General features: G+C 73.2%; 23 protein-coding genes and 1 pseudogene. 19 read left to right on the forward strand and 5 right to left on the reverse strand.

Features of this window, described 5'->3' with window-relative positions; translation table 11 throughout:
• Window positions 1-79 precede the first annotated feature (79 nt).
• From G443_RS23495 to G443_RS23505, 3 genes are all read left to right on the forward strand, one after another.
• On the forward strand, window positions 80-379 hold the full coding sequence (locus tag G443_RS23495) for a DUF503 domain-containing protein (protein ID WP_026419968.1): 300 nt from the start codon (window positions 80-82) through the stop codon (window positions 377-379).
• 122 nt (window positions 380-501) lie between these two features.
• A complete protein-coding gene (gene rbfA, locus G443_RS23500) occupies window positions 502-1,014 on the forward strand; it encodes a 30S ribosome-binding factor RbfA (protein ID WP_026419969.1) in 513 nt (170 codons plus the stop codon).
• 295 nt (window positions 1,015-1,309) lie between these two features.
• Window positions 1,310-1,813, forward strand: a complete 504-nt coding sequence (locus G443_RS23505) for a GNAT family N-acetyltransferase (RefSeq protein WP_026419970.1) — start codon at window positions 1,310-1,312, stop codon at window positions 1,811-1,813.
• 59 nt (window positions 1,814-1,872) lie between these two features.
• Here G443_RS23505 and G443_RS23510 read toward each other — a convergent pair whose 3' ends face one another.
• Window positions 1,873-2,469 carry a CGNR zinc finger domain-containing protein gene (locus G443_RS23510; RefSeq protein ID WP_026419971.1) on the reverse strand — a complete coding sequence of 199 codons (597 nt, stop codon included), beginning with the start codon at window positions 2,467-2,469 and terminating at the stop codon, window positions 1,873-1,875.
• A gap of 68 nt (window positions 2,470-2,537) precedes the next feature.
• Between G443_RS23510 and G443_RS23515 the strand changes: the two genes are divergently transcribed.
• The 10 genes from G443_RS23515 (at window position 2,538) to G443_RS23560 (ending at window position 12,762) form a co-directional block, all read left to right on the forward strand.
• Window positions 2,538-3,848 (forward strand): MATE family efflux transporter, encoded by a 1,311-nt coding sequence (locus tag G443_RS23515; RefSeq protein ID WP_026419972.1) that lies wholly within the window; start codon window positions 2,538-2,540, stop codon window positions 3,846-3,848.
• A gap of 76 nt (window positions 3,849-3,924) precedes the next feature.
• Window positions 3,925-4,851, forward strand: coding sequence for a tRNA pseudouridine(55) synthase TruB (gene truB / locus G443_RS23520; RefSeq protein ID WP_026419973.1), 927 nt, complete (start codon window positions 3,925-3,927; stop codon window positions 4,849-4,851).
• A 68-nt stretch (window positions 4,852-4,919) separates the two neighbouring features.
• Window positions 4,920-5,873 (forward strand): bifunctional riboflavin kinase/FAD synthetase, encoded by a 954-nt coding sequence (locus G443_RS23525; RefSeq protein ID WP_081715617.1) that lies wholly within the window; start codon window positions 4,920-4,922, stop codon window positions 5,871-5,873.
• 167 nt (window positions 5,874-6,040) lie between these two features.
• Complete coding sequence (locus G443_RS23530) at window positions 6,041-6,517, forward strand: helix-turn-helix domain-containing protein (protein WP_026419975.1); 477 nt, start codon at window positions 6,041-6,043, stop codon at window positions 6,515-6,517.
• A 9-nt stretch (window positions 6,518-6,526) separates the two neighbouring features.
• Window positions 6,527-7,066, forward strand: a complete 540-nt coding sequence (thpR, locus tag G443_RS23535) for an RNA 2',3'-cyclic phosphodiesterase (RefSeq protein ID WP_035292737.1) — start codon at window positions 6,527-6,529, stop codon at window positions 7,064-7,066.
• 316 nt (window positions 7,067-7,382) lie between these two features.
• Complete coding sequence (gene rpsO / locus G443_RS23540) at window positions 7,383-7,652, forward strand: 30S ribosomal protein S15 (protein WP_016699485.1); 270 nt, start codon at window positions 7,383-7,385, stop codon at window positions 7,650-7,652.
• A 245-nt stretch (window positions 7,653-7,897) separates the two neighbouring features.
• Window positions 7,898-10,123 (forward strand): polyribonucleotide nucleotidyltransferase, encoded by a 2,226-nt coding sequence (locus tag G443_RS23545; RefSeq protein WP_026419976.1) that lies wholly within the window; start codon window positions 7,898-7,900, stop codon window positions 10,121-10,123.
• 82 nt (window positions 10,124-10,205) lie between these two features.
• Window positions 10,206-11,546, forward strand: a complete 1,341-nt coding sequence (locus tag G443_RS23550; protein ID WP_026419977.1) for a M16 family metallopeptidase — start codon at window positions 10,206-10,208, stop codon at window positions 11,544-11,546.
• Window positions 11,543-12,316 carry a 4-hydroxy-tetrahydrodipicolinate reductase gene (gene dapB, locus G443_RS23555; protein WP_026419978.1) on the forward strand — a complete coding sequence of 258 codons (774 nt, stop codon included), beginning with the start codon at window positions 11,543-11,545 and terminating at the stop codon, window positions 12,314-12,316. The genes G443_RS23550 and dapB overlap by 4 nt, the downstream gene beginning before the upstream one ends.
• Window positions 12,313-12,762, forward strand: coding sequence for a hypothetical protein (locus G443_RS23560; RefSeq protein WP_026419979.1), 450 nt, complete (start codon window positions 12,313-12,315; stop codon window positions 12,760-12,762). The genes dapB and G443_RS23560 overlap by 4 nt, the downstream gene beginning before the upstream one ends.
• Before the next feature lie 6 nt (window positions 12,763-12,768).
• Here G443_RS23560 and G443_RS23565 read toward each other — a convergent pair whose 3' ends face one another.
• A complete protein-coding gene (locus tag G443_RS23565) occupies window positions 12,769-13,374 on the reverse strand; it encodes a GNAT family N-acetyltransferase (RefSeq protein WP_035292812.1) in 606 nt (201 codons plus the stop codon).
• Between the two features lie 290 nt (window positions 13,375-13,664).
• On the opposite strand from G443_RS23565, the gene G443_RS23570 reads away from it, so the two are divergent.
• Window positions 13,665-14,900 carry a winged helix-turn-helix domain-containing protein gene (locus G443_RS23570; protein WP_026419980.1) on the forward strand — a complete coding sequence of 412 codons (1,236 nt, stop codon included), beginning with the start codon at window positions 13,665-13,667 and terminating at the stop codon, window positions 14,898-14,900.
• 42 nt (window positions 14,901-14,942) lie between these two features.
• On the opposite strand, the gene G443_RS23575 is transcribed toward G443_RS23570, so the two are convergent.
• Both G443_RS23575 and G443_RS23580 read right to left on the reverse strand, forming a co-directional pair.
• Window positions 14,943-15,857 carry a DUF4097 family beta strand repeat-containing protein gene (locus G443_RS23575; protein ID WP_051314220.1) on the reverse strand — a complete coding sequence of 305 codons (915 nt, stop codon included), beginning with the start codon at window positions 15,855-15,857 and terminating at the stop codon, window positions 14,943-14,945.
• Between the two features lie 98 nt (window positions 15,858-15,955).
• Window positions 15,956-16,536: pseudogene (locus G443_RS23580) on the reverse strand (toxin-antitoxin system HicB family antitoxin).
• 243 nt (window positions 16,537-16,779) lie between these two features.
• Here G443_RS23580 and thyX point away from each other — a divergent pair.
• The 5 genes from thyX (at window position 16,780) to G443_RS23605 (ending at window position 23,742) form a co-directional block, all read left to right on the forward strand.
• Entirely contained in the window at window positions 16,780-17,532 is a 753-nt protein-coding gene (gene thyX, locus G443_RS23585) for an FAD-dependent thymidylate synthase (protein ID WP_026419982.1), read from the forward strand.
• Between the two features lie 140 nt (window positions 17,533-17,672).
• Complete coding sequence (locus tag G443_RS23590; RefSeq protein WP_051314221.1) at window positions 17,673-17,972, forward strand: hypothetical protein; 300 nt, start codon at window positions 17,673-17,675, stop codon at window positions 17,970-17,972.
• 101 nt (window positions 17,973-18,073) lie between these two features.
• Complete coding sequence (dapA, locus tag G443_RS23595; RefSeq protein WP_051314255.1) at window positions 18,074-19,018, forward strand: 4-hydroxy-tetrahydrodipicolinate synthase; 945 nt, start codon at window positions 18,074-18,076, stop codon at window positions 19,016-19,018.
• 101 nt (window positions 19,019-19,119) lie between these two features.
• Window positions 19,120-20,754, forward strand: a complete 1,635-nt coding sequence (locus G443_RS23600) for a ribonuclease J (protein ID WP_103057119.1) — start codon at window positions 19,120-19,122, stop codon at window positions 20,752-20,754.
• A 150-nt stretch (window positions 20,755-20,904) separates the two neighbouring features.
• The gene (locus G443_RS23605) at window positions 20,905-23,742 is read left to right on the forward strand and encodes an FAD-binding and (Fe-S)-binding domain-containing protein (RefSeq protein ID WP_211237581.1); all 2,838 of its coding nucleotides are present in this window, start codon (window positions 20,905-20,907) and stop codon (window positions 23,740-23,742) included.
• A gap of 615 nt (window positions 23,743-24,357) precedes the next feature.
• Here G443_RS23605 and G443_RS23610 read toward each other — a convergent pair.
• Window positions 24,358-25,125, reverse strand: a complete 768-nt coding sequence (locus G443_RS23610) for a lysophospholipid acyltransferase family protein (protein WP_030105824.1) — start codon at window positions 25,123-25,125, stop codon at window positions 24,358-24,360.
• Between the last annotated feature and the right edge of the window lie 147 nt (window positions 25,126-25,272).

Below are 25,272 nucleotides of genomic sequence, written 5' to 3' on the forward strand. Positions count from 1 at the left end.
GGGTGGGGCGGCCCAGCGCGCTGTTCACGGCCGGTCCATGCCGGCCTACCCCGCCGACCAACACACACGGTGATGCCTGGTGTACGTGGGTGCCCTTGAACTGGACGTGCTGCTGGGCGACGTCCGCTCGCTGAAACAGAAGAGGTCGGTGGTCCGACCGGTCATCGCCGAGCTGCGGAAGCGCTACGACGCCTCCGTGGGGGAGTGCGGCCACCTCGACCTGCACCGCAGGTCGCTGGTGGGGGTGGCGGTGGCCGCCGCCGACGCGGAGCACGTCCGGGACGTCCTCGACGCCTGCGAGCGGATGGTCGCCAACCGGCCCGAGCTGGAGCTGCTGTCCGCGCGGCGCCGGCTGTTCGGCCCCGAGGACGAGAACTGACGGACAGGGCTCGGCGGGAACCCGCCGCCCCGACTTTCGACAACGCAGGTCCGCCTCGGTGCACGCCACCGGGGCCGCCCACCGGCCGGAGCCGGTGGGCCCGACGACGAGGAGACAAGGCCGTGGCAGATCCGGCCCGCGCTCGCAGGCTCGCCAAGCGGATCGCGCAGATCATCGCCTCCGCGCTCGAACACGAGGTGAAGGACCCGCGGGTGGCGAGGGTGACGATCACCGAAGCCAAGGTCACCGCCGACCTGCGCGAGGCGACGGTGTACTACACCGTCTTCGGCGAGTCCCTGTCCAGCCCTCCCGACGAGGCGGGTGCCGCCGCGGCGCTGGAGAGCGCCAAGGGCGTCCTCCGGTCCAAGGTGGGGCAGGGCACCGGCATCAAGTTCACCCCCACCCTCACGTTCGTGCCCGACAACGTGCCCGACTCCGCCAGGAGGATGGACGAGTTGCTGGCACGGGCGCGGGAGGCGGACGAGCAGGTCGCCAGGCTGGCGGCCGATGCCAGCCACGCCGGTGACCCGGACCCCTACCGGGCCGCCGACGAGGACGACGTGGACGAGGACCTCGGTGGGGAGGACACCTCCCGGGACACCGGGACCCCGCCCCGGGACACCCGAGGCGACTGACGCCCCGAGGGCGTTCGATGGGGCAGCGCGGCCAGGCTCGCGGCCGTCCCCGCCGGCGGCGGACCGACGATGCGTGTCGGAGCGGGTGGGGCGCTCGGCCCCTCCCGCGAGTCGGGTGCGCCCGCCGCCGCTCCCGGTCCGCTCGACGGGGTAGCCGCCTCGCTCCCGACTCCTCGGCGTTCCGTTCACGGATCCGAGGGGAGAGGATTTCGTGAATGGACCGCGGTCCTCCTGGGACGGCGGCCCTCGCCTGGACCACCGCTGTGACCGGGCCGACCCGAGGGATGGAGCCACCGTGTGGAGCACCAGGCCGGAGACACCGGAGGACGGGTCGGCCATCCGCGCCGTCGCCCTCGCGGCCTTCCCCACCCCCTTCGAGGCGGACCTGGTGGACGCCCTGCGAGCCGACCAGCAGGCGTGGATCGGTGATCTGTCGGTCGTGACAGAGGACCCGGCTGGTGAGGTCGTCGGCCACGCCCTGTTCACCCGGTGCCGGGTGGGGGACGGGCCGGCACTCGCGCTCGGACCCTGCGCCGTGCTGCCGGACCACCAGGGACGGGGCGCGGGATCAGCCGCGATCCGGGCCGGGCTCGACCTCGCTCGCAGCCGAGGCGAGAACCTCGTCGTGGTGCTGGGGCACCCCGCCTACTACCCCCGGTTCGGGTTCACGCCCGCATCGGGTCTCGGTGTTCGCGCTCCCTTCGACGCGCCCGACGACGCCTTCCTGGCGCAGGCGCTCGACCCCGCCCGACCCACCCCGACCGGTCTCATCCGGTACCCGGCGGCCTTCGGGGTCTAGGGGTACCGGCGCTGCTCGGGGAAGGCGCGCCGGCCCGTGTTCGTGCCTGGCGGCGCCGCTCAGGCCGGCTCCACCGGGGTGCCGGGTTCGGCCTGGCGGCGGGCCCGGAAGGCCGCGACGTGGGTCCGGTTCGCGCAGCGGGGCGAGCAGAAGCGTTTGCGCCGGTTGGTGGAGGTGTCGAGGAAGAAGGCGCCGCAGGTCTCGTCCGCGCACCGGCCCCACCGCTCCAGGCCGTGCCGCACGACCCCCTGGGCGAGACCCCACGCCGCCGCGGCCGCCACCTCCGTGGCCGGCTGCGCGTCCACGTCGGCGACGTGCACGTGCCAGTCCAACCGGGCGGACACCGTTGCGCCCGTCCCCTCGGCCGAGGTCAACTCGGTGTTGCCCTCGTGCCCGGCGGACAGGCGGGGCCGTGGCGGGTGCGCGCCCAACAGGCCGTTGGTCTCCCGCATCACCGCCGCCGCGTCGCCCGCGACGACCGCGTCGAGTGCCCTCCGCAGCCGCAGTCGCGTTCCCCGCAGCTCACGCAGATCGTCCGCCGTCACCCGGTCCGCCCACCACGGCTCGTCGTGCAGCGCGGCGCGCAGGTCGTCGAGCGTGGTCAGGTCGGCGTTGGCGAGCCGGAGCGTGATGTCCAGGTAATCAGTGTTGTCCATGAGGGGTCCTTACCCGTACAGTGCCGCTGTCAGGGGCACGTCCCAAGTTCACACCTTACGAGGTCCGCGTGTCACAGGTCGGAGACCGGGTCAGCCCCGGCAAGCTCGCGAAGCTGGCGGTGCCGGCGCTGGGGGTTCTCGCCGCCGAGCCGTTGTACCTGCTGGTGGACACCGCCGTCGTGGGTCACCTGGGAGGCGTCCCCCTCGCGGGGTTGGCCATCGGCGCCATCGTGCTGGCCCAGGTCTCCACGCAGCTCACCTTCCTCTCCTACGGCACCACCGCCAGGGCCTCCCGGCTCTACGGCGCGGGTCGGCGTGCCGAGGCCGTCGCCGAGGGGGTGCAGGCCACCTGGCTCGCGCTCGCCGTCGGCGCGGTCCTGGTGGTGGTCGGCCAGCTGCTGGCCGTTCCGATCGCCAACGCCCTCGCCGGCCCGGGGGAGGTCGCCGACGCCGCCGTCGGCTGGTTGCGGATCGCGTTGTTCGGAGCGCCGCTCATCCTGGTGACGATGGCCGGCAACGGCTGGATGCGGGGTGTGCAGGACACCTTCCGCCCGCTGCGGTACGTGCTCGTGGGCAACGGGATCTCCGCCGTCCTGTGCCCCCTGCTCGTGCACGGCGCGGGCTGGGGGCTCAACGGCTCCGCCGTGGCGAACGTCGTCGCCCAGACGATCTCCGCCGGGTTCTTCTTCCACGCCCTGGCCAGGGAACGGGTGCCGTTGCGCCCGGAACCCGCGGTGATGCGCGCCCAGCTCAGGATGGGCCGCGACCTCATCCTGCGCAGCCTCGCCTTCCAGGCCTGCTTCCTCTCGGCGGCCGCCGTCGCCGCGCGGCACTCCGTGGCGGCCGCCGGCGCCCACCAGATCGTGCTCCAGCTGTGGACCTTCCTCTCGCTGGTCCTCGACTCGCTGGCCATCGCGGCGCAGGCACTGGTCGGGGCGGCCCTCGGCAGGTCCGACGCCCGGCAGGCCCGGGGAGTGGCCCGCCAGGTCGCGCTCTACGGGTTCGTCTTCGGCGCGGTGTTGGCCCTCGGTTTCGCGGCGGTGTCCCAGGTCCTGCCCCGTGTGTTCACCCCCGACGCCGCCGTGCTGGCGGAGGTGCCCGGCGCGTGGTGGTTCTTCGTGGCGCTGCAACCGGTCGCCGGCGTGGTCTTCGCGTTGGACGGGGTCCTGCTCGGCGCGGGGGACGCGGCCTTCCTGCGGACGGCGACGCTGATCAGCGCCCTCGTCGGGTTCCTGCCCCTGATCTGGACATCCATGGCGATGGGCTGGGGCCTGCGGGGGATCTGGACCGGACTGGCGGCGTTCATGCTGCTGCGGCTGGCGGCGGTGCTCGGGCGGGTCAGGTCGGGGCGGTGGGCGATCACCGGCGCGACCCGCTGACACCCGTGCCGGACGCGGCCCGGGTGCCGACCCCGGGCCGTGGACCCGACGGCGGGTTAGGGCAGTATGTGCGCCCGTGCCAGGCGCGAACCGTTCCTCCCGTTCCCGTGACCGTCGTCCGACCGCCCCCTCCGGGCTGCTCGTCGTGGACAAGCCCTCCGGCATGACCTCGCACGACGTGGTGGACCGGGCCCGCCGCCTCCTCGGCACCCGCAAGGTCGGCCACGCGGGAACCCTGGACCCGATGGCCACCGGTGTGCTGATCCTCGGCGTGGAACGCGGGACCAAGCTCCTCGGGCACCTCGCGCTCGACACCAAGGCGTACCTGGCGACGATCCGGCTGGGAGCCTCGACGACCACCGACGACGCCGAGGGCGAGACCCTCGGCGAAGCGCCCGCGGCCGACGTCGACGAGCAGGCCATCCGCGCGGGCATCGCCGCGTTGACCGGTGACATCGAGCAGGTGCCCAGCGCCGTCAGCGCGGTGAAGATCGCCGGCCGCCGCGCCTACGAACTGGTCCGCGCGGGGGAGAAGGTGGAACTGCCGCCGCGACCGGTCACCGTCCACCGCTTCGACCTGCTCGCGGTGCGCCGGCTCGCCGCGACCACCGAGCTCGACGTCCTGGTCGAGTGCTCCTCCGGCACCTACGTCCGCGCGCTCGCCCGGGACCTGGGGGCGGCCCTCGGCGTCGGCGGCCACCTCGGCGAGCTGCGCCGCACCAGGGTGGGCCCGTTCGGCATCGTCAGCGCTCGCACCCTGGAGCAGGTGGAGGCGGAACCCGGCCTGTCGATGGGCCTGGACGACGCCGTGGCCACCGCCTTCGCCCGGCGCGAGGTCAACCAGGCCGAGGCGACGGCGCTGGCGCACGGCCAACGTCTCTCCCCGACCGGGCGGCGGGGTGCCTACGGGGTCTTCGCCCCGGACGGGAAGGTGGTCGCGCTGGTCACCGAGGAGGGCGGGGTGACCCGGCCGCTGGTGGTGCTGGCCGGCTCCGGCGGCTGACCAGGCCGGGACCGCCGCCGCCTCCACCCGGGGGCGGCGGGGCGGACCGCCGTCGTAGTCTGCGTGTCATGCAACGCTGGCGTGGCTTGGAATCACTCCCTGGCAACTGGGGTCGCTGCGTGGTGACCATCGGGATCTTCGATGGTGTGCACCGGGGCCACCAGCGACTCATCGGCACCGCTGTGGAACAGGCCAGGAAGCAGGGCATCCCCAGCGTCGTCATGACCTTCGACCCGCACCCCGCCGAGGTCGTCCGCCCTGGCAGTCATCCGGCGCAACTCACCAGCCTGCGACGCCGCGCGGAACTCGTGCAGGAGCTGGGGGTCGACGTCTTCTGCGTGATCCCCTTCACGCAGGAGCTCGCGCGGATGCCCGCTGACGAGTTCGTCCACGGGCTGCTCGTCGACCAGCTGCACGTCGCCACCGTGGTGGTGGGCGAGAACTTCACCTTCGGCCACCGCGCCGCCGGGGACGTCGCCCTGCTCAACCGCCTGGGCCGCCGGTTCGGCTTCACCACCGAGGGCACCGAACTCCTGTCCACGGAGCGGGTGACCTTCTCCTCGACCTACGTCAGGTCCTGCGTCGCGGCGGGCGACGTGGGCGAGGCCGCGGCGGCGCTGGGCCGCCCCCACCGACTGGAGGGAGTGGTGATCCGGGGTGAGGGCCGGGGCCGTGACCTCGGTTTCCCGACCGCGAACCTGTCCACCGCCCCGCACGCGGCGGTCCCAGCCGACGGGGTCTACGCCTGCCTGTTCGGCCACCGCAAGCGCACCGAACCGCACCCGGCCCGGGTCCGCCCCGCCGCGGTCTCGGTCGGTACCAATCCGACGTTCTCCGGTTCGGAGCGCCGGGTCGAGGCCTTCGTGCTGGACGCCGACGAGGACTTCTACGGCGAGCACGTGGAACTCGACTTCGTCGAACGGTTGCGGGACATGGAGCGGTACGACTCGGTGGACGCGCTCGTCGAGCAGATGGAGCGGGACGTGGTCCGGACCCGGGAGCTGGTCGGCGACGGGCGCTGACCGTCCGCGCTCCTCGTGTCGACCGCCCACCTGGGCCGATGGCGCCGGGTGCGGGGGAGGTGACGTGGCCCCAACCTGTCGGTTGCCCACCTCGAGGCGGAACTGACCTGGCAGGATACGTCTGGGTGGCCAGCCTGACGACGATGACACGGCCAGGGAGCGGGAACGTGGAGGAGCAGCAGATTGTCCAGCGCAACCTCGCGCTGCAACGCGAGTGGTACGGGGAACCACTCGGCGACCGCGTGCGACGGCTCGTCGTCGCCTACAGCATCTCCCAGGCCCAGCTGGCCGACGTCCTCGGCATCAGCGCGCCGATGTTGAGCCAGGTGATGAGCGGCCGGCGGGCGAAGATCGGCAACCCCGCCGTGCTGGCCAGGTTGGTCATGTTGGAGCGGAAGGTCCTCACCCCCGACGTCTCCACCGGCGAACGGGAGGCCCTGCAACGGGCGCTCGACGAGGTGCGCGCGTCCCGACCCACCGTGGGGCGGGGCTCGCTGCCCGTCGACGACGGCACCGGCGAGCAGGTCACGTTGACCTTCCTGGCGAAGACGGCCTCGTTCGACGAACTGGTCGGCGCGGCCGAGCTGATCGAGGAGAAGTACCCGAAGCTGGCCCGGCTGCTGCGCTACGCGGCCAGGGAGTGACGGGGTCCCGTGCGGCTGTTCACCGCGTTGTGGCCACCCGACGACGTGGTTCGTGATCTCGCGGCCGCCCTCCGCCCCGGCGAGCAGGCGGTCGTCCCCGCCCCGGCTCGTCCGGTGCCGGAACGGGAGTGGCACGTCACCCTCGGCTTCCACGGTGAGGTGACCGACCCGGCCAGGCTGGCGGCGGGACTGCGGGCCGCGCTCGGCGGTCGTCGCGCCCCCACGGTGCGGATCGCCGGTGCCGGGGTCTTCCCCGGCGTGCTCTGGGCCGGGGTCGAGGGCGCGGGCCCAGAGGACGAGGCGGCGTTGTCGGCCCTCGTGGCCGCCGTCGGGGAGTCCGACCCCGGGGAGTACCGGCCGCACGTCACCCTCGCCCGGTGGCCCCGGCGCGCGACCCCCGACCTGGCAGCGCTGACGGCGCTGACGTCGTACGCCGGCCGGTGGTGGACCCCCGAGGAGGTCCTGGTCGTGCGCAGCGACGCTCGGGAGCGTCCCCGCTACTCCGCCTACCAGCGGATCGCCCTGGGCCCTCCTCCGGGGGCGCCGTGAGCGCCCTCCCGGGGCAGCGGGGACCGACGGGCGTCGTGACCAGCGGAGGGGGATGCGTCCGCGTGCCAGAACGTACGTTCTGACGTGGGGAGTGCTATCGTGACGGCCGGGTCCGGCTGCGTTCCGTGGCGGCCGTGACCGTCTTACCCCGGCGTGGCTTTGCGCGACCAGGCGCATGACCTGCATGAGGAGCCGACGGGAACCAGCGGGAACAGGGCGGATGGCCGTGCCGACGACGTCGGTGTGTCCTCCGTCCGGGCTGGGGTCGTCGTCACCGTGTCCAGGGGCCGCACGGAAATCTGTGAGGAGATGACACGTGGCACTGTCCACCGACGAGAAGAAGCAGGTCCTCGGCGAGTACGGCCTGCACGACAGCGACACCGGGTCCCCCGAGGCCCAGGTCGCGATGCTGACCAAGCGCATCACGGGCCTGACGGAGCACCTGAAGACCCACAAGCACGACCACCACTCCCGTCGTGGTCTGCTGCTGCTGGTCGGCCGCCGCCGCCGGCTGCTCAACTACCTGACGAAGGTGGACATCGAGCGCTACCGGTCCCTGATCAGTAGGCTCGGACTGCGTCGATGACGCCAGGCCGAGGGGGAGCAGCCGAGTCGGCTGCTCCCCCTCGGCACATAGAACGACACCGGCCGGGTCCCCCCGGGCGGAGACAACCACAGAGCGAACGCGCCGAACCGACCACGGGGAGACCTGTCCGCCGGTCCTCGGTAGTGGCTTTCGGGCAGCTCGGCCCGGGAGCTTCGATCGAAGACCGGCCTCGAGTGGACCGCGACCCCTGGTGGCGTCGGACGCGTCGCAGATGAGGAGAACCTGTGACGGACAACGACTTCACCGAAGTCACCGCGACGATCGACAACGGGAAGTTCGGCACCAGGACGGTGCGCTTCGAGACGGGCCGGCTCGCCAAGCAGGCCGCCGGCAGCGTCGCCGCCTTCCTGGACGACGAGACGATGCTGCTGTCGGCGACCACCGCCTCGAAGCAGCCGAAGGAGCACTTCGACTTCTTCCCGCTCACCGTCGACGTCGAGGAGCGGATGTACGCGGCCGGGCGGATCCCCGGTTCGTTCTTCCGCCGGGAGGGCCGTCCCTCCACCGACGCGATCCTGACCTGCCGGCTCATCGACCGGCCGCTGCGGCCCTCCTTCGTCGACGGGCTGCGCAACGAGGTCCAGGTCGTCGTCACCGTGATGAGCCTGAACCCGGGCGACCTGTACGACGTGCTGGCCATCAACGCCGCCTCGGCGTCGACCCAGCTCTCCGGTCTGCCCTTCTCCGGCCCGATCGGCGGCGTGCGCGTCGCCCTCATCCAGGGCCAGTGGGTGGCGTTCCCGACCCACGAGCAGCTCCAGGACGCCGTCTTCGACATGGTCGTCGCCGGCCGGATCGTCGGTGACGACGTCGCGATCATGATGGTCGAGGCCGAGGCCACCGAGCGCACGATCGAGCTGGTCGGCGAGGGCGCCCCCTCCCCGACCGAGGAGGTCGTCGCCCAGGGCCTGGAGGCCGCCAAGCCCTTCATCCGGGTGCTGTGCGAGGCCCAGCAGTCGCTGGCCGACTCCTCGGGCAAGGAGCGCCTGGAGTTCCCGGTGTTCCCGGCCTACGAGCAGGACGCCTACGAGGCCGTCGAGCGGGTCGCCTCGGCCGACCTGGCGCAGGCGCTGACCATCTCGGGCAAGCTGGAGCGCGAGGACCGCATCAGCGAGGTCAAGCAGGCCGCGGTCGAGAAGGTCGGCGTCGGTGAGGGCGAGGCCTTCGCCGGTCGGGAGAAGGAGATCTCGGCCGCGTTCCGCTCCCTGACCAAGCAGCTGGTCCGGCAGCGGGTGCTGCGGGACCGGGTCCGCATCGACGGCCGTGGCCTGGCCGACATCCGGAGCCTCGGCGCCGAGGTGTCGGTGATCCCCCGGGCGCACGGCTCCGCGCTGTTCGAGCGGGGTGAGACGCAGATCCTGGGCGTCACCACGCTGAACATGCTCCGCCTCGAGCAGACGCTGGACACGCTGGCGCCCGAGACCACCAAGCGGTACATGCACCACTACAACTTCCCGCCCTACTCCACCGGTGAGACCGGTCGGGTCGGTTCGCCGAAGCGGCGGGAGATCGGCCACGGCGCGCTCGCCGAGCGCGCCCTGGTGCCGGTGCTGCCCACCCGCGAGGAGTTCCCGTACGCGGTCCGGCAGGTGTCGGAGGCGCTCGGCTCCAACGGGTCCACCTCGATGGGTTCGGTCTGCGCGTCGACGCTGTCCCTGCTCAACGCCGGTGTTCCGCTGAAGGCCCCGGTGGCCGGCATCGCGATGGGTCTGGTGTCCGACGAGGTCGACGGGGAGACCCGTTACGTCGCGATGACCGACATCCTCGGTGCCGAGGACGCCTACGGCGACATGGACTTCAAGGTCGCCGGCACGAAGGACTTCGTGACCGCCCTCCAGCTGGACACCAAGCTCGACGGCATCCCCTCGGAGGTGCTGGCCCAGGCGCTCCGGCAGGCCTACGACGCCAGGGTGACCATCCTCGAGGTGATCACCGAGGCGATCGACCGGCCCGACGAGATGAGCCCCTACGCCCCGCGCGTCACCAGCATCAAGATCCCGGTGGACAAGATCGGTGAGGTCATCGGCCCGAAGGGCAAGATGATCAACTCGATCACCGAGGAGACCGGCGCCGACATCTCCATCGAGGACGACGGCACGATCTACGTCGGCGCGGGCGACGGCCCGTCCGCGGACGCGGCGATCGACAAGATCAACGCGATCGCGAACCCGCAGCTGCCGAAGGTCGGTGAGCGTTTCCTCGGGACCGTCGTCAAGACGGCCGCCTTCGGGGCCTTCGTCTCGCTGGTGCCCGGCAAGGACGGCCTGATCCACATCTCCAAGCTCGGCAACGGCAAGCGGATCGGCAAGGTCGAGGACGTGGCCAAGGTCGGCGACAAGCTCCGCGTGGAGATCGCCGACATCGACAGCCGCGGCAAGATCAGCCTGGTCCTCGTGTCCGACGAGGAGCAGGCGAGCAGCGAGCCCGCCGAGGCGCCCGCCGACAAGTGACGACGTGGCACACCCTGACCGCGGGCGCCTCCGGAGGCGCCCGCGGTCACCTGTCTGGCGTGGAGTCCCGGTGGTGAGTTGGATGGAAGCCAATGCCTCGTCGCTCGACGGCGGAACGGTGCTGGAAAGCGGACCCGACGGGCACCTCGTCCGCCGCAGCGTCCTGCCCGGTGGCCTGCGGGTGCTCACCGAGCGGGTGCCGGGAGTGCGCTCGGCCTCGGTGGGGATCTGGGTCGGAACGGGTTCTCGTGACGAGGAACCCGAGGTGGCCGGCGCCGCCCACTACCTGGAGCACCTGCTGTTCAAGGGCACGGCGCGCCGGACCGCGGCGGAGATCGCCGAGGAGGCCGACGCCGTCGGTGGTGAGCTGAACGCCTTCACCGCCAAGGAGCACACCTGCTACTACGCGCACATGCTCGACAGCGATCTGCCGCTGGCGGTGGACCTGATCTGCGATGTCGTGTTCGACGCGTTGATCAGCCCCCGGGACGTCGAGGTGGAACGCGGCGTGGTCCTCGAGGAGATCGCGATCCGCGACGACGATCCCGAGGACCTCCTGCACGAGGCGTTCTGCACCACGGTCCTGGGGGACCACGCCCTGGGCCGCCCGGTGCTGGGCACCGAGGAGTCCATCACCGGGATGACCGCCTCGGCCCTCCAGGGCTTCTACCGCCGCCGGTACACCCTCCCGCACATGGTGGTGGCGGTGGCCGGCAACGTGGACCACGACGAGGTCGTGACCCTGGTCGGCAAGGCGCTCGCCGGGCGGCTCGCCGGGGCGGAGGTGCCGGTCGGGCCGCGGCGGGGAGTCGCGGAGATCCCCGGCCGGCGACGCCTGGTCCTCGAACACGCCGACAGCGAGCAGGCCCACCTGATGCTGGGCATGCCCTCGATCCACCGGCACGACGACCGCAGGTTCACGCAGCGGGTGCTCAGCGCGGCCCTGGGCGGCGGCATGAGCTCCCGGCTCTTCCAGGAGGTGCGGGAACGGCGTGGCCTGGCCTACTCGGTCTACTCGTCGGTGGCCTCCTACGCCGACACCGGCAGCTTCAGCGTCTACGCCGGTTGCCAGCCGGCGCGGCTCGGTGAGGTGGTCCGGGTCGTGCGTTCGGTGCTCGCCGACGTCGCCGAGGGCGGCCTCACCGACGCCGAGGTGGCCAGAGGACGAGGGCAGCTCCGGGGTGGGTTGGTGCTCGGCCTGGAGGACAGCGGGTCGCGGATGTCCCGCCTGGGCAAGGGCGAACTGAACTACGGAACCCACCTGCCGGTCTCCGAGGAGCTGGCCATGATCGACGCGGTCCGCGTCGAGGACGTGTCCGCGCTGGCCGCGGAGTTGTTGCGCCGCCCGCTCAGCGTCGCCGTGGTCGGCCCGTACTCTCACCCCGACGAACTCCCAGCCGAAGTGCACGAGGTGATCAGGTGAGCACTGTTGACCAGCCGTCCGGTCCGGTTCGGGTTGGGGTGATCGGCGCTCGGGGCCGGATGGGTTCCCAGGTGTGCCAGGCAGTGGAGGGCGCCCCGGACCTGGAACTGGTCGCGGCGCTCGACTCCGGCGACCCCCTGGAGCGGCTCACCGGGGCGGGCGCCCAGGTGGTGGTGGAGTTCACCCGGCCCGACGTCACCATGACGAACATCCGGTTCTGCGTCGATCACGGCATCCACACCGTCGTCGGCACCAGCGGGTTCGACGACGAGCGGTTGGCGAGCCTGTCGGAGCTGGTGGCCGAGCACCCGGGGGTGGGCGTGCTCGTCGCGCCGAACTTCGCGATCGGCGCCGTCCTCGCCATGCGGTTCGCCGAGCTCGCCGCCCGGCACTACGAGTCGGCCGAGATCATCGAACTGCACCACCCGCGCAAGGTCGACGCGCCGTCCGGCACCGCCGACCGCACCGCCCGGCTGATCGCCGGAGCCCGGCGGGACGCCGGCCTCGGAGCGGCCCCCGACGCGACCACCCAGCAGGTGCCCGGGGCCCGGGGCGCCGACATCGCCGGGGTTCCCGTGCACTCGGTCCGCCTCTCCGGGCTGGTCGCGCACCAGGAGGTGCTCTTCGGGTCGGAAGGGGAGACCCTCACCATCCGGCACGACTCGGTGGACCGGTCGTCGTTCATGCCCGGTGTGCTGCTCGCCGTCCGCGAGGTCGGGGCCCGGCCCGGGGTGACGGTGGGCATCGACCCGCTGTTGGGGCTCCGGTGAGGGCTCGGGCCGCCGCCGTCGTCCTCACGGCGGCCCTCGTCGTCTACCTGGTCCTGTTGGCCGGTCGGGCGTGGTTGCTGGTCACCTCCGGCGACCCGGTCGCCGTGCTCCTCGGTGCGGCGGTGCTCGCGTTGCCGCTGCTCGGGGTGTGGATGGTCGTCGCCACCTGGCGGTTCGGGGCCCGCACGGCCCGGCTGGGGGAGCGCATCGTGGCCGAGGGAGGGCTTCCCGACGAGTCCCACCTGCCGACCATGCCCTCCGGCCGGATCGAGCGGGACGCCGCCGACGAGTTCTTCGCGGCCCGGCGGGCCGAGCTCGACGAGGCGCCGGGGGACTGGCGCAGCTGGTTCAAACTCGCCAGGGCCTACGACCTGGCCGGCGACCGCCGCCGGGCCCGGGAGGCCATGCGGCGCGCGGTCGACCTGGAACGTGGGACGACGGGCTGAGGGCGCTCACCTCGGGTCGGCGTCCGACGGGACGCCACCGGCCCCGCCGCCCCGCTCGACGAGCGGGATGTCCAACGGGCCGGTGAGCCGCACCTCCCGGAAGGGGCGACCACCCGCGTCGAGGGTGCGGGCCGTGCCGTCCGGTTCCCAACCGGCCTTCCGGTAGAAGGACTCCGACGCGGTGTCGGACTGGGGGAGCCAGGTCACCCCCCGCTCCGCCCCCTCGCCGCGGAGGGCCTCGCCCGCGGCGGCCAGCAGCCGTCCCGCGTGCCCTCGCCGCCCCCAACGGGGTTCCACGAGGAGCACGCTGACCAGCCCCACCCGGTCGGAGTCCTCGGGCAGGGCGCCGTCGGCGGAGGCGACGGCCTCGGCCGGCGCGGGCCCGGCGGCGCAGAACCCGACCGTCCACTCGCCCTCGGTGGCGACGAACACCCGGGCCGTCGGCTGGGCCAGCGCCTCCCGCCACGCCTCCTCGGCGTCCGGGGTGTCCAGGGTGGCCAGCACCTCGGGCGGCAGCAGGTCCGCGTAGGCGGCCTGCCAGGTGACCCGCTGGATCCTCGTGATCTCACGGGCGTCCGCGGTCACGGCTGGTCGAACATCGGCTACGGCCATGCGCACCAACGTATCCCGCGCCGCCCGGACGAGTGGCCCCCGGGCGGGGCCGTCGCGGCGCCACCCCGACGGGTCGGGGTTCTCGGCCGGGCGCGGCACGGGGGCGAGGTCCCCGAGCGCGGAAAGGGCGGGGTGGTGCGACGCCGGCGCGCGGGCCGGGCCGAGGAGTTCCACGGGGCTGGGACCCGGCGGACCCTGTCGCCCGTCCCCGGCCAGAGGGCGTGGGAGAAGGCGCCAGCCGGTGGGCCGCCTCCGTGGTTGTCGGTCCCCCGTGACAGCATCCCCGGACTGTGCAGACGATGAGTGGTTCGGCCGCGACCAGGCTCGCGCTCGGGGCGCAGGGGTTCACCGACGCCCGACCCACCGGCAGACCCACGAGGCACCACCTCAAGCGGGTGCTGAAGCGGGTCAGGCTGCTCCAGCTCGACTCGGTCAACGTCGCCGTACGAGCCCACTACATGCCGGTCCTGAGTCGGTTGGGTCCCTACGACCGGGCGCTGCTCGACGACGCCGCCTGGACCGACAGCCCCGCCCGGCCCCGGCTGCTCGTCGAGGACTGGGCGCACGAGGCCAGCCTCGTGCCCGTCGCGGACTGGCCACTCCTGGGCTGGCGGCGGGAGGCCTACCGCCAGCGGTACGAGCACCACCGGGCGGCGCTGGAGGAACGCTCCCCGGGACTCGCCGACGAGGTGCTCGACGCGGTCAAACGCCTGGGACCGATCAGCGCGGGCGCGCTGGAACGGGAGCTGACGGGCGCCGGTTCGGGGTCGCGCGGCGGGTGGTGGAACCGGAGTGACACCAAGAACATGTGCGAGTACCTGTTCGGGGTGGGCGCGTTGACCACCGGCACCCGGCGGTCCTTCGAACGGCGCTACGACCTCCCCGAACGGGTGCTCCCCCCGACCGCGTTCGCCCGGACCCCGCCGGACCGGGACGAGGCCGCGCGGGAACTGGTGCTGCGGTCGGCCGGGGCCCTCGGCGTCGCCACGGAACCAGACCTGCGTGACTACTACCGCCTGCCGACCTCGGCGTCGAAGGCGGCCGTCGCGGAGTTGGTGGACGCCGGATCGCTGGAGGCCGTCGAGGTGCGCGGCTGGGACCGGGCCGCCTACCGGTTGCCGGGCGCCAGCGTTCCCCGTCGCGTGGAGGGCCGCGCGCTGCTGTGCCCGTTCGACCCGCTGATCTGGCGACGGGAGCGGGCGGAGCGGCTGTTCGGCTTCCATTACCGCATCGAGATCTACGTGCCCGAGAGCAGGCGGGTGCACGGGTACTACGTCTTCCCGTTCCTGCTCGACGGTGAACTCGTCGCCCGCGTCGACCTCAAGGCGGACCGGGCCGCCGGGGTGCTGCGGGTTCCCGGGGCGTTCCTGGAGGAAGGCCGACCGGTGGCCAGGACCGCCGCGGAGCTCGCGGGAGCCCTGCGGGAGATGGCGGAGTGGTTGGAGCTCGACGGTGTCGTGGTGGGAGGGCGAGGGGACCTCGCGGATCCCCTCGCCCGGGCCGTAGCGGGTTCGGACGGGGGCTGACCCCGCCCGCGGCCCGTGCGGGGCCCGCCGGTTCACCGGCGGTCAGGAGTCCCCGGTGCTGGCCACGAGCACCCGACCCATGCCGGACCTGGCCCGTACGCGCAGACCGACCTCGCCGTCCGAGGGTGGGCGGTCGGACACGGCGAGCGCGCTGCGGAAGCCGCCCAGGGGGGCGTGCACGTCGAGTTCGGTGTGCACACCCCTGGCGATGCCGATCCGGAGCTGGCCGGTGCCCGTGGTCAGCCGCAGGTTGCCCTCGACGGCCTCGGTGACGGTGATATCGCCGGCGCCGGAGCGGACCGTGACGTCGCCGCGCACGGTGCCCAACCGCACCCTGCCCAGGCCGGTGCGGATGGCGGTCCGCCCGCTCACCTCGGTGAGTTCCACCTCGCCGGCCCCGCTGTGCACCGTCGTCTCGCCCCGCACGCGGGTCAGCCGGACCCGCCCAGCGCCGCTGCCGACGTCCACCCGGCCGTCCGAGGCGTCGGCGCGCACCTCGCCGGTGCCCGCCCGCAGGTCCAGCCCGGCGGCCTCCCCGGTCACGGTGACGTCCCCGGTCTCGGTGCGCACGGTCACCCTGGAGCTGCTGGGTACCCGCACCAGCAGGGACATCGGAACTGACCGCAGCGGCAGGCTCTGGGGTGAACGGACCAGGAGCCGGTTGTCACCGTGGTCGATCCGGGTGCGCTCGATCGCCTTGGCGGCGAGGTCGACCGAGTCGCCCTCGGCCCGCTCGGTGGCCCAGCCGACGATGTCGAGGAGGCCGCCCGCCCACCCGGCCCCCCGGTCGGGAGCGTGTCGGAGCTCGGCGCTACCGCCGCTGGCACCGCCGAGTTCGACGGTGACGTCGCAGTCGGCGACGCCGATGTCCAGGTCCACGGGCCCGTCGGCCTCGAACTCCACCCGTCGGTACCGGGCCTGCCTGGCCTGCCCGTCGTGGTCGCTGTCGGTCGTCATCGTCGTCCTCACGGTCGTCGTCGCCTTGGAGGCGGGGAGGGGGTGGGTGAGGGGCGCGCGCGGCGCCCTCGGTGCGGGCGGCAGGGGGGAGGAAGGGCTCAGCCTCGAACCCAGCCGTGCACCCCGCCGTCGCCGTCCCGGTCCCGCCCGGTCCCACGCCGGTCCTCCTGCCCGCCGGGCCGCTCACCCCGGGGAGGTGGACCTCCCCGGTGCGCCTGACCGCTCCAGGGGCCGTGCAGGGCACCCTGCACCGCCTGGGCGACCCACGAGTTCAGCGAGACGCCCTGCGTCGCGGCGGCCTGCTCGGCCTTGGACTTGATCTCGTCGAACAGTCGCAGGGTGATCCGGCTGATGTCACCCTCGGCGGGGGGCGGGGGCGGGGCGGCGGGGGTGGGGGAGCGGACTCCGGGTGCTCGGCCGACTCGGTGGCGGGACCACCGACCGGGGTGACGACGACGTTGACGTCCCGCCCGCTGATCCGCACGTCGACGACGTGGTCGTCCAGGTTCGACGTGACCTCGGCGGCGAGGTCGGAGAGCGCGTTCATCAGCGCCAGTCGGACCGCGGGTTCCACCGCTCCGGCCAGCAGCGTGGCCGCCCGCCTGGTCTCCTCGTCCCCGGCGGAGGCCGCCGAGGCGAGGTCCTTCCTCAGTTGAGCGACGTACGGTGAGAGATCCATGACACCACTATGACATCACCGATGGCGTCATTCAAGGAGAAATTGACGCACAGGTGGTGTCATCAGGGGAGGGTGGGTGGTGTCGTCGCCGTGTCGGACCCTCGCCGGACCCCCGCCCGATCGGGCTCCTCCTCCCACCTCGAAGGCCCCGAGAGCAGGGCGGTTAGGCTGCCGGGCGGGCTGCAAGCCGCCGCCCGGATCGGGAAGCGGTCCGGAGCCGATCGTTGAGGGAGTCGTTGGGCCGTGACCGAGCTGGTGTCGCCGAAGGTGCAGTTGATCGCCAAGACGGAGTTCACTCCGCCGGCCGACGTGCCCTGGGAGACGGACGCCGAGGGTGGTGAGGCGCTCGCCGAGTTCGCCGGCCGCGCCTGCTACCAGTCCTGGCGCAAGCCCAACCCGGCCACCGCCACCAACGCCGGCTACCTCCGCCACATCCTCGAGGTGGGCCACCTGTCGGTCCTCGAGCACGGCACCGTCAGCTTCTACTTCACCGGCGTCTCCCGCTCGCTGACCCACGAGCTCATCCGGCACCGCCACTTCTCCTACTCGCAGCTCTCCCAGCGGTACGTGCCCGAGCGCAAGGCCGCGATGGTCGAACCCGACGTCATCGCCGAGGACCCCGAGCTCCACGCGAGGTTCCAGGCCGCCGCCGAGGCCAGCGTCGCCGCCTACAACGAGCTGCTCGCCGGGCTGGAGGAGAAGTTCGCCGACCTGCCCAACGCCACCCTGCGCCGCAAGCAGGCCAGGCAGGCCGCCAGGGCGATCCTGCCCAACGCCACCGAAACCCGCATCGTGGTGACCGGCAACTACCGCGCCTGGCGGCACTTCATCGCCATGCGGGCCACCGAGAGCGCCGACGTCGAGATCCGCGCGCTCGCGGTCGAGTGCCTCCGCCAGCTCCACAAGGCGGTGCCCAACGTGTTCGGCGACTTCGAGATCTCGGCGCTGCCCGACGGCACCGAGATCGCCTCCAGCCCCTACGTCACCGAGGGCTGACCCGAGGCGACCTCGGGCACCGGGAACGGCCTCCCGGCCCACCGACCGCTCCGGCTCACCACCGACCCACGCGACCACCTGATCCCGCGCTACCCACCCGACACCCCCGGCCGCCCTGGCCGGTCCGGGCCTGGTGTCGGTTGACCAGGACCGAGGCGGAGCTGTCGGTGGTGCGCCCCGCGGCGGGCGCCCCCACCGCACCCGCCGTCGAACCGGGCTGGCGGCTGCTCGCCGTCGACGGCCCCCGGACCTTTCCCTCACCGGCGTGCTCGCCGGCCTGGCCACCACCCTCGCCGAGGCCGGCGTCAGCCCTGTTCGCCGTGTCGACCTTCGACACCGACTACCCGCTGGTGACGTCCGACCGCCTCCCGGGCGCCCGCCGGGCCCTCGCCGCCGCCGGCTACCTCGTGGAGGGTGAACCCGCTGGCCAGCGCCCGTGAACCCGCCACGAGGGCGGGCACGCGCGGTGCCGGGTTCCACACGGCGAGCTGTCGCCTGCCGCTGCCGCCCGACCCGGGGGTGAGGCGGTAGCGTCATGGGCATGACCGGATGTCCCACCGCCTCGCCCGGCAGGCCCTTCGGCCGGGTGCTCACCGCAATGGTGACGCCGTTCGACGCCGACGGCGCCCTCGACCTCGACCTGGCCCAGGAACTGGCCGTACACCTGATCGACAACCAGGGCAACGACGGTCTCGTCGTCAACGGCACCACGGGGGAGAGCCCCACCACCACCGACAAGGAGAAGGCCGAGCTCATCCGCGCCGTCGTCGCCGCCGTCGGCGACCGGGCCACCATCGTGGCCGGCGCCGGCACCAACGACACCGCGCACTCGACGCAGCTCGCCAGGGACGCCGAGAAGTCCGGTGCGCACGGCCTGCTGGTGGTCACCCCCTACTACTCCCGACCGCCCCAGGACGGGCTGGTCAGCCACTTCACCGCCGTCGCCGACGCGACCGAGCTGCCGGTGATGCTCTACGACATCCCGCCCCGCTCCGTCGTGCCCATCGAGGTCGACACGCTGCGCACCCTCGCCGAACACCCGAGGATCCTCGCGGTCAAGGACTCCAAGCACAACATGTGGGCCGGCAGCGAGGTGATGGCCACCACCGACCTCGCCTACTACTCCGGAGAGGACCCCCTCAACCTGCCGTGGCTCGCCGTGGGCGCCGTCGGGTACGTCAGCGTGATCGGCCACGTCGTCGCCGACCGGCTCCGCGTCATGCTCGACGCCTTCGAGGGCGGCGACCTGGCCAAGGCGCGCGAGGTCCACCACGGCCTCCTCCCCGTGTACCGGTCGATGAACCAGCTGGGCGGAGTGATCTTCAGCAAGACGGCGCTGCGGCTCTGCGGCTACGAGACGGGCCAACCCCGACTCCCGCTGCCACCCGCCTCCGAGGAGGACGTGCGGCTCATCACCGCCGACCTGTGGGAGGCCGGCCTCGTCCTGGTCAACCCCGACACCGTCGCGGGGGTGGCAAGCCAGTGACCGAAACCTCCCTGCCACCGCTGACCGCACCCGACCAGGCGTTGCCACCGCACCGGGGACCCGGCCCCACCAGCCCGCCACCACCACTGGCCGAGGGCGGGATGCGGGTGGTCGCCCTGGGCGGCATCGGCGAGGTCGGACGGAACATGACCGTCTTCGAGTACGACGGCCGGCTGCTGGTGGTGGACTGCGGTGTCCTCTTCCCCGAGGACGACGCCCCAGGCGTGGACCTGATCCTCCCGGACTTCCGCGCCATCGAGGACCGCATCGACGACATCGAGGCGCTGGTCCTCACCCACGGGCACGAGGACCACATCGGCGCCGTCCCCTTCCTGCTGCGACTGCGCCCGGACCTGCCCGTCGTCGGTTCCCGGTTCACGCTGGCCCTGCTCGCCGCCAAGTGCAAGGAACACCGGCAGACCCCCCACATGCGGGAGGTGCGGGAAGGGGAACGCACCAGGCACGGTGCCTTCGACTGCGAGTTCTTCGCCGTCAACCACTCCATCCCGGACGCGCTGGCCGTCGCGCTGCGCACACCCGCCGGGACCGTGCTGCACACCGGGGACATCAAACTCGACCAGGTACCGCTGGACGGACGACTCACCGACCTGGGCGGGTTCTCGCGGCTCGGCGACGAGGGCGTCGACCTGTTCCTCGTCGACTCCACCAACGCCGAGGTGCCCGGCTTCGTCCCCCTCGAACGGGACATCGGCCCGGTGCTGGACGGCGTCATCGGCAAGGCCACCCAACGGGTCATCGTCGCCTGCTTCGCCAGCCACGTGCACCGCGTCCAACAGGTCCTCGACGTCGCCGTCGCGCACGGCCGGCGCATCGCCCTGGTCGGCCGCTCGATGGTCCGCAACATGGGCGTCGCAGCCGACCTCGGTCTGCTCCAGGTGCCGGACGGCCTCCTGGTCGACCTCGACGCCGCCATGCGGCTCCCCGAGGACCAGGTGCTCTTCGTCTCCACCGGCTCCCAGGGCGAACCGCTCTCGGCGCTCTCCAGGATGGCCAGGGGAGAACACCGCCAGATCAGCATCAAACCAGGGGACACCGTCGTCCTGGCCAGCTCCCTGATCCCCGGTAACGAGACCGCCGTGTTCGGCGTCGTCAACGGCCTCACCCGCCTCGGCGCCAACGTCGTCCACCAGGCCAACGCGAAGGTCCACGTCTCCGGGCACGCCTCGGCCGGCGAGCTGCTCTACCTCTACAACGCGGTGCGCCCCACGAACGTCATGCCCGTGCACGGCGAGTGGCGGCACCTGCGGGCCAACGCCGAACTCGCCGAACTCACCGGGGTACCCGCCGACAGGGTCGTCCTCGCGGAGAACGGCGTCGTCGTCGACCTCGTGGACGGCCTGGCGGGCCGCACCGGGCGCGTCGAGGTCGGCCAGGTCTACGTCGACGGCCTCTCCGTCGGCGACGTCGGCGAGTCCACCCTGTCCGACCGGCTCATCCTCGGCGAGGGCGGCTTCATCGCCATCACCGTCGCCGTGGAGGCCGCCACCGGGCGCGCCGTCGCCCCGCCCACCGTCTCCGGGCGGGGGTTCTCCGACGACCCGAAGGCGCTCGACGAGGTCGTCTCCCTCGTGGAGAACGAGCTCTCCCGCACCGAGGCGGAGGGCATCAACGACACCCACCGCATCGCCCAGGCGGTGCGGCGCGTGGTGGGGCGCTGGGTCGCCGCCACCTACCGGCGTCGGCCGATGATCGTCCCGACCGTCCTCCCGGTCTGAGCGGGGAGCCGGGCCGGGCGACGTCCGGCCCGGCTCCCCGCCACCACGACCCGCCCCGCCCCGCCCCGGCCGCGACGCACTCAGCCCGGTGCTTGCCTTCGCCGCCGGACTGTGATCACCATCGCGGGACGACACGCACACGGTGAGGCGGTGGTGACGGTGGGGCTGGCCGAGGAACTCCGGGCCCGGATCGCGGGCGAGGTCCTCGCGGACTCCGCCACGAGAGCGGTCTACAGCAGCGACGCCTCCAACTACCGGCACGTGCCCAGAGCCGTCGTCCTGCCCCGCGACGCCGAGGACGTGGCCGCCACCCTCGCCGTCTGCGCCGAGCAGGGCGTCCCCATCACCCACCGGGGCGGTGGGACCTCCATCGGCGGGCAGGCCTGCGGTCCCGGCGTCGTCCTGGACCACTCCCGCCACCTCAACCGGCTGCTCGAGTTCGACCCGGACCGGGGGACCGCCAGGGTCGAACCCGGACTGGTCCTCGACGACCTCCGCGACGCCACCCTGCCCCACGGCCTCACCTTCGGACCCAACCCGTCCTCGCACAGCCGTTGCACCATCGGCGGGATGATCGGCAACAACGCCTGCGGCTCCTCCGCCGTCGCCTGGGGGACCACGGCGGACAACGTCGTCGACCTCGACGTGCTGCTCGCCGACGGAACCCGGTTGACCGTGTCCGACCTCGACTCGGCCGGCCCCCTCACCCGACCCCTGCGCGCCCTCGTCGACCGGCGGCGCGCCGCCCTCCGCACCGGGTTGCCCACCCTGCCGCGCCGCGTGTCCGGGTACGCCCTCGACGCCCTGCTGCCCGAGAACGGGGAGGACCTGGCCCGCGCGCTCGTGGGCAGCGAGGGCACCTGCGTCACCCTGCTCGGCGCCACCGTCAGGCTGATCCGCCCGCCCGCCGTGCGCGTGCTGGCCGTGCTGGGGTTCCCCGACGCCTTCGCCGCCGCCGACGCCGTGCCGGCCATCCTCCCCCACGGCCCGCTCACCGTGGAGAGCGTCGACCGCGCCCTGGTGGAGGCGCACCGCGCCGTCCACGGCCCCTCCGCCGCCACCGAATCCCTCCCCGACGGCAACGCCTGGCTGTACTGCGAGACCGGCGGCGACACCCGGGCGGAGGCCGTGCTCCGCGCGGAGGGGCTGGCCCGCGACCTCGACGTTCCCGCCGTCGTCCTCGCCGAGTCCGCCCACCAGCGGGCGTTGTGGCGCATCCGGGAGGAAGGCTCGGGCATCGCGACGAGGATGAGCGACGGCACCGAGGGCTACCCGGGCTGGGAGGACGCCGCCGTTCCCCCGGAACGGCTCGGCGACTACCTGCGGGACTTCGAGGCGTTGCTCGGGCAGCACGGGCGACGCGGCATCTACTACGGGCACTTCGGCGAGGGGTGCATCCACGTCCGCCTCGACTTTGACCTGATCAGCTCGACCGGGGTGCGCGGCTTCCGCGAGTTCATGCTGGACGCCGCCGACCTCGTCGCCGGGTACGGCGGATCGCTCTCCGGCGAGCACGGCGACGGCCAGGCACGCGGCGAACTACTGACCCGCATGTACCCGGCGGAGGTCATCGACGCGTTCGGCGAGTTCAAGGCCGTCTTCGACCCGGACCGGCTGCTCAACCCCGGCCAGATCGTCGACCCGCTGCCCCTCGACGCGAACCTCCGCTGGCCCAGCGAGGACACCGTCACCGTCCCGGTGGACACCATGTTCAGCTACCCCCACGACGGTGGTTCCTTCGTCGCCGCCGCCCGCCGCTGCGTCGGAGTGGGGAAGTGCCGCAACACCGGGGGCGGCGTGATGTGCCCCAGCTACCGGGCCACCCGCGACGAACGCCACTCCACCCGGGGCCGGGCCAGGGCGCTCGTGGAGATGCTGCACGGCGAGGTCATCCGGGACGGGTGGCGCGCGGAGGAGGTCCACGAGGTCCTGGACCTGTGCCTGTCCTGCCGGGCCTGCCGCTCCGAGTGCCCGGTCGAGGTCGACATGGCCACCTACAAGGCCGAGTTCCTCCACCAGCACTACCGCAACCGGATCAGGCCCGCCGCCCACTACTCGATGGGGTGGCTGCCAGCGCTGGCGGTGCTGGCCCAGCCGTTCGCCCGCCCACTCAACGCGGCGCTGTCGGCCCGCCCGGTCGCCTCGGCCGTCCGCCGACTCGGCGGAGTGGACCCCCACCGGGACCTCCCGGTGTTCGCCCCCGAAACCCTCACCCGCTGGTTCCGGCGCCGCGCCCCGCGCCCACCCGCCGCGGGCGGACGCCGGGTGCTGTTGTGGCCGGACACCTTCACGAACACCTTCAGCCCGGGGGTCGGCCGGGCCGCCGTCGAGGTCCTGGAGGCCGCCGGCTACACCGTCGAGCTGCCCAGGGAACGGGTGTGCTGCGGGCTGACCTGGGTGAGCACCGGGCAACTCGGCATCGCCCGGCGGGTGATGCGCCGCACCGCCCGCGTCCTGGCCCCCTACGTCCAGGCAGGTGTCCCCGTGGTGGGCCTGGAACCCAGCTGCACCGCCGCCCTCCGCACCGACCTGGGCGAACTCCTGCCCGGGGCCGGCTGGCTCGGTGAAGGAGTCCGCACCTTCGCCGAACTCCTCGTCGCCGACGACCTCGACTGGCTGCCCCGAGGAGCGGAGCGGGCAGCGGTCGCCCAGACCCACTGCCACCAGTCGGCCGTACTCAGCACCGACCCGGACCGCACGCTGCTCGACCACGTGGGGGTGCGGGCCGACTTCGTCGACGGGTGCTGCGGACTGGCCGGGAACTTCGGCTTCGAGAAGGGACACCACGAGGTGTCGATGGCCTGCGCCGAGGACTCGCTGTTCCCGGCCGTGCGGGCAGCCGAGTCGGACACCCTGGTGCTCGCCGACGGGTTCAGTTGCCGGACGCAGCTCGCCCAGGGCCTGGGGCGGGACTCCTCGCACCTCGCCGAGGTGCTGCGGGACGCGCTGCGGGCGGCGGCAACGCGGGGCGGAACGCCGGCGAGCTGACGGGTCGCGGAGGGCTGGGGAGGCCAGCGGGCGCGAGGAGAGCGGGCTCCGTCCGGACCAGCCCGGGACGAACGCGTGTCGTCGCCCGCCGTTCCCGGCCCGGGAGCAGGACTGCACGCGGCCTCCTCTCCGGGCGGAGCACGGTGCTCGGGGCGGCCAGGGCCGTCGGGGCGCGGCGTGCGACGTGGAGCCTGGGCGTCAACGCGCGGAACCGGTGGCCCTACCAGCTCGCCGAGTGCGGATACCCTGACCGGACGAGGACGCGGCGGCGTGAGGTGCTCGGAAAAGTGAACGAGAACCGAGCGTGCCGCCCCTAACGCCGCAGGTCGGAAAGTGTCGTCCCCGCGCACGCGGGGCTGTTCCCAACATCCCGAAGTCGAAGGAGTCACCGAACACGTCGTCCCCGCGCACGCGGGGCTGTTCCCCATTGTCCCGTGACGGGCGCGACTGATCACGTGTCGTCCCCGCGCACGCGGGGCTGTTCCGGCCTCCTGCTTCAAGTTCGTGAAGTCGTTGGCGTCGTCCCCGCACGCTGGGGGTGGTGCGGTTGGGTCGGCGAGTTGACGGTGCGGCCGGCGGGGTGGGCCGCCGGCCGTGCGGCCACCGGTACTGTCCTCAGCCCGCCTTGGCCCGTTCTCGGTCGGCTTCCGGGGACCACGGGCTGCGGCCCGTCACCGGTCGGGTCCCGTCGTGGAACGCGGGGCGCAGCGGTTCCCGGTGGCGCAGCGGGCGCAGGCCCCTGCTGATCGCCCGCATGATGCGGTCCCGGGCCCGCACGGCGTCGCCGGGGCGGCCCGACTCCAGTCCGGACAGTTCGACCGGGTGACCGAAGTGCACCCGGAAGGTGGGACGCCGGCGCATGGCCTGGAACCACGACCGGAAGAGGATCCACAGGTCGGCCCGGCTCTCGATCCGCAGCGTGCCCCAGCACACCGCCTCGTGCGCGCCCCACTGGCTCACCGGTACCACGGGAGCCCCCGAGGCCAGGGCGATCCGGGCGACCCCCGTCTTGCCCCGCTCCGGCCACAGGCCCGGATCGAGGCTGATGCGCCCCTCCGGGTAGACCAGCACCGGCGCGCCCGAGCCCAGGGCGCTCACCGCCGTGCCGATGGCGTCCCCCGCCGTGTCCTTGCCCCGGTTGACCCGCACGTGGCCGCAGCGGCGCATCACCGGACCGAGCACGGGGGCGTCGAACAGCCCGCCCGTCGCCATGAAACGGGGCGCCACCCCGATGCGGCGGCAGGCCGCGACCAGCACCAGCACGTCGAAGTTCCCGATGTGGTTCGCCGCCAGCAACAGGGGCCGCCCCCGCAGCCTGGCCGGCACGTCCCCGGTCACGACCAGCCTGCCGGTCAGTCCGACGAGGAGGCTCGCCACTGGCATCAACGCCCGCCAGAGCGGCGGGACGTGCCAGCGCCCTCCGGAAGCGGGGACCGGCCGAGCCGGCGGGACGGGGTACCTGGTTCGCGGTGCCGAACCGGTCGGCCTGGGCGCGAGTGCAACCATGACGCAGCAGCATGGCAGCAGTGC

The organism is Actinoalloteichus caeruleus DSM 43889, assembly GCF_000429185.2.
In the GTDB taxonomy this organism is placed as follows: Bacteria; Actinomycetota; Actinomycetes; order Mycobacteriales; family Pseudonocardiaceae; genus Actinoalloteichus_B; species Actinoalloteichus_B caeruleus.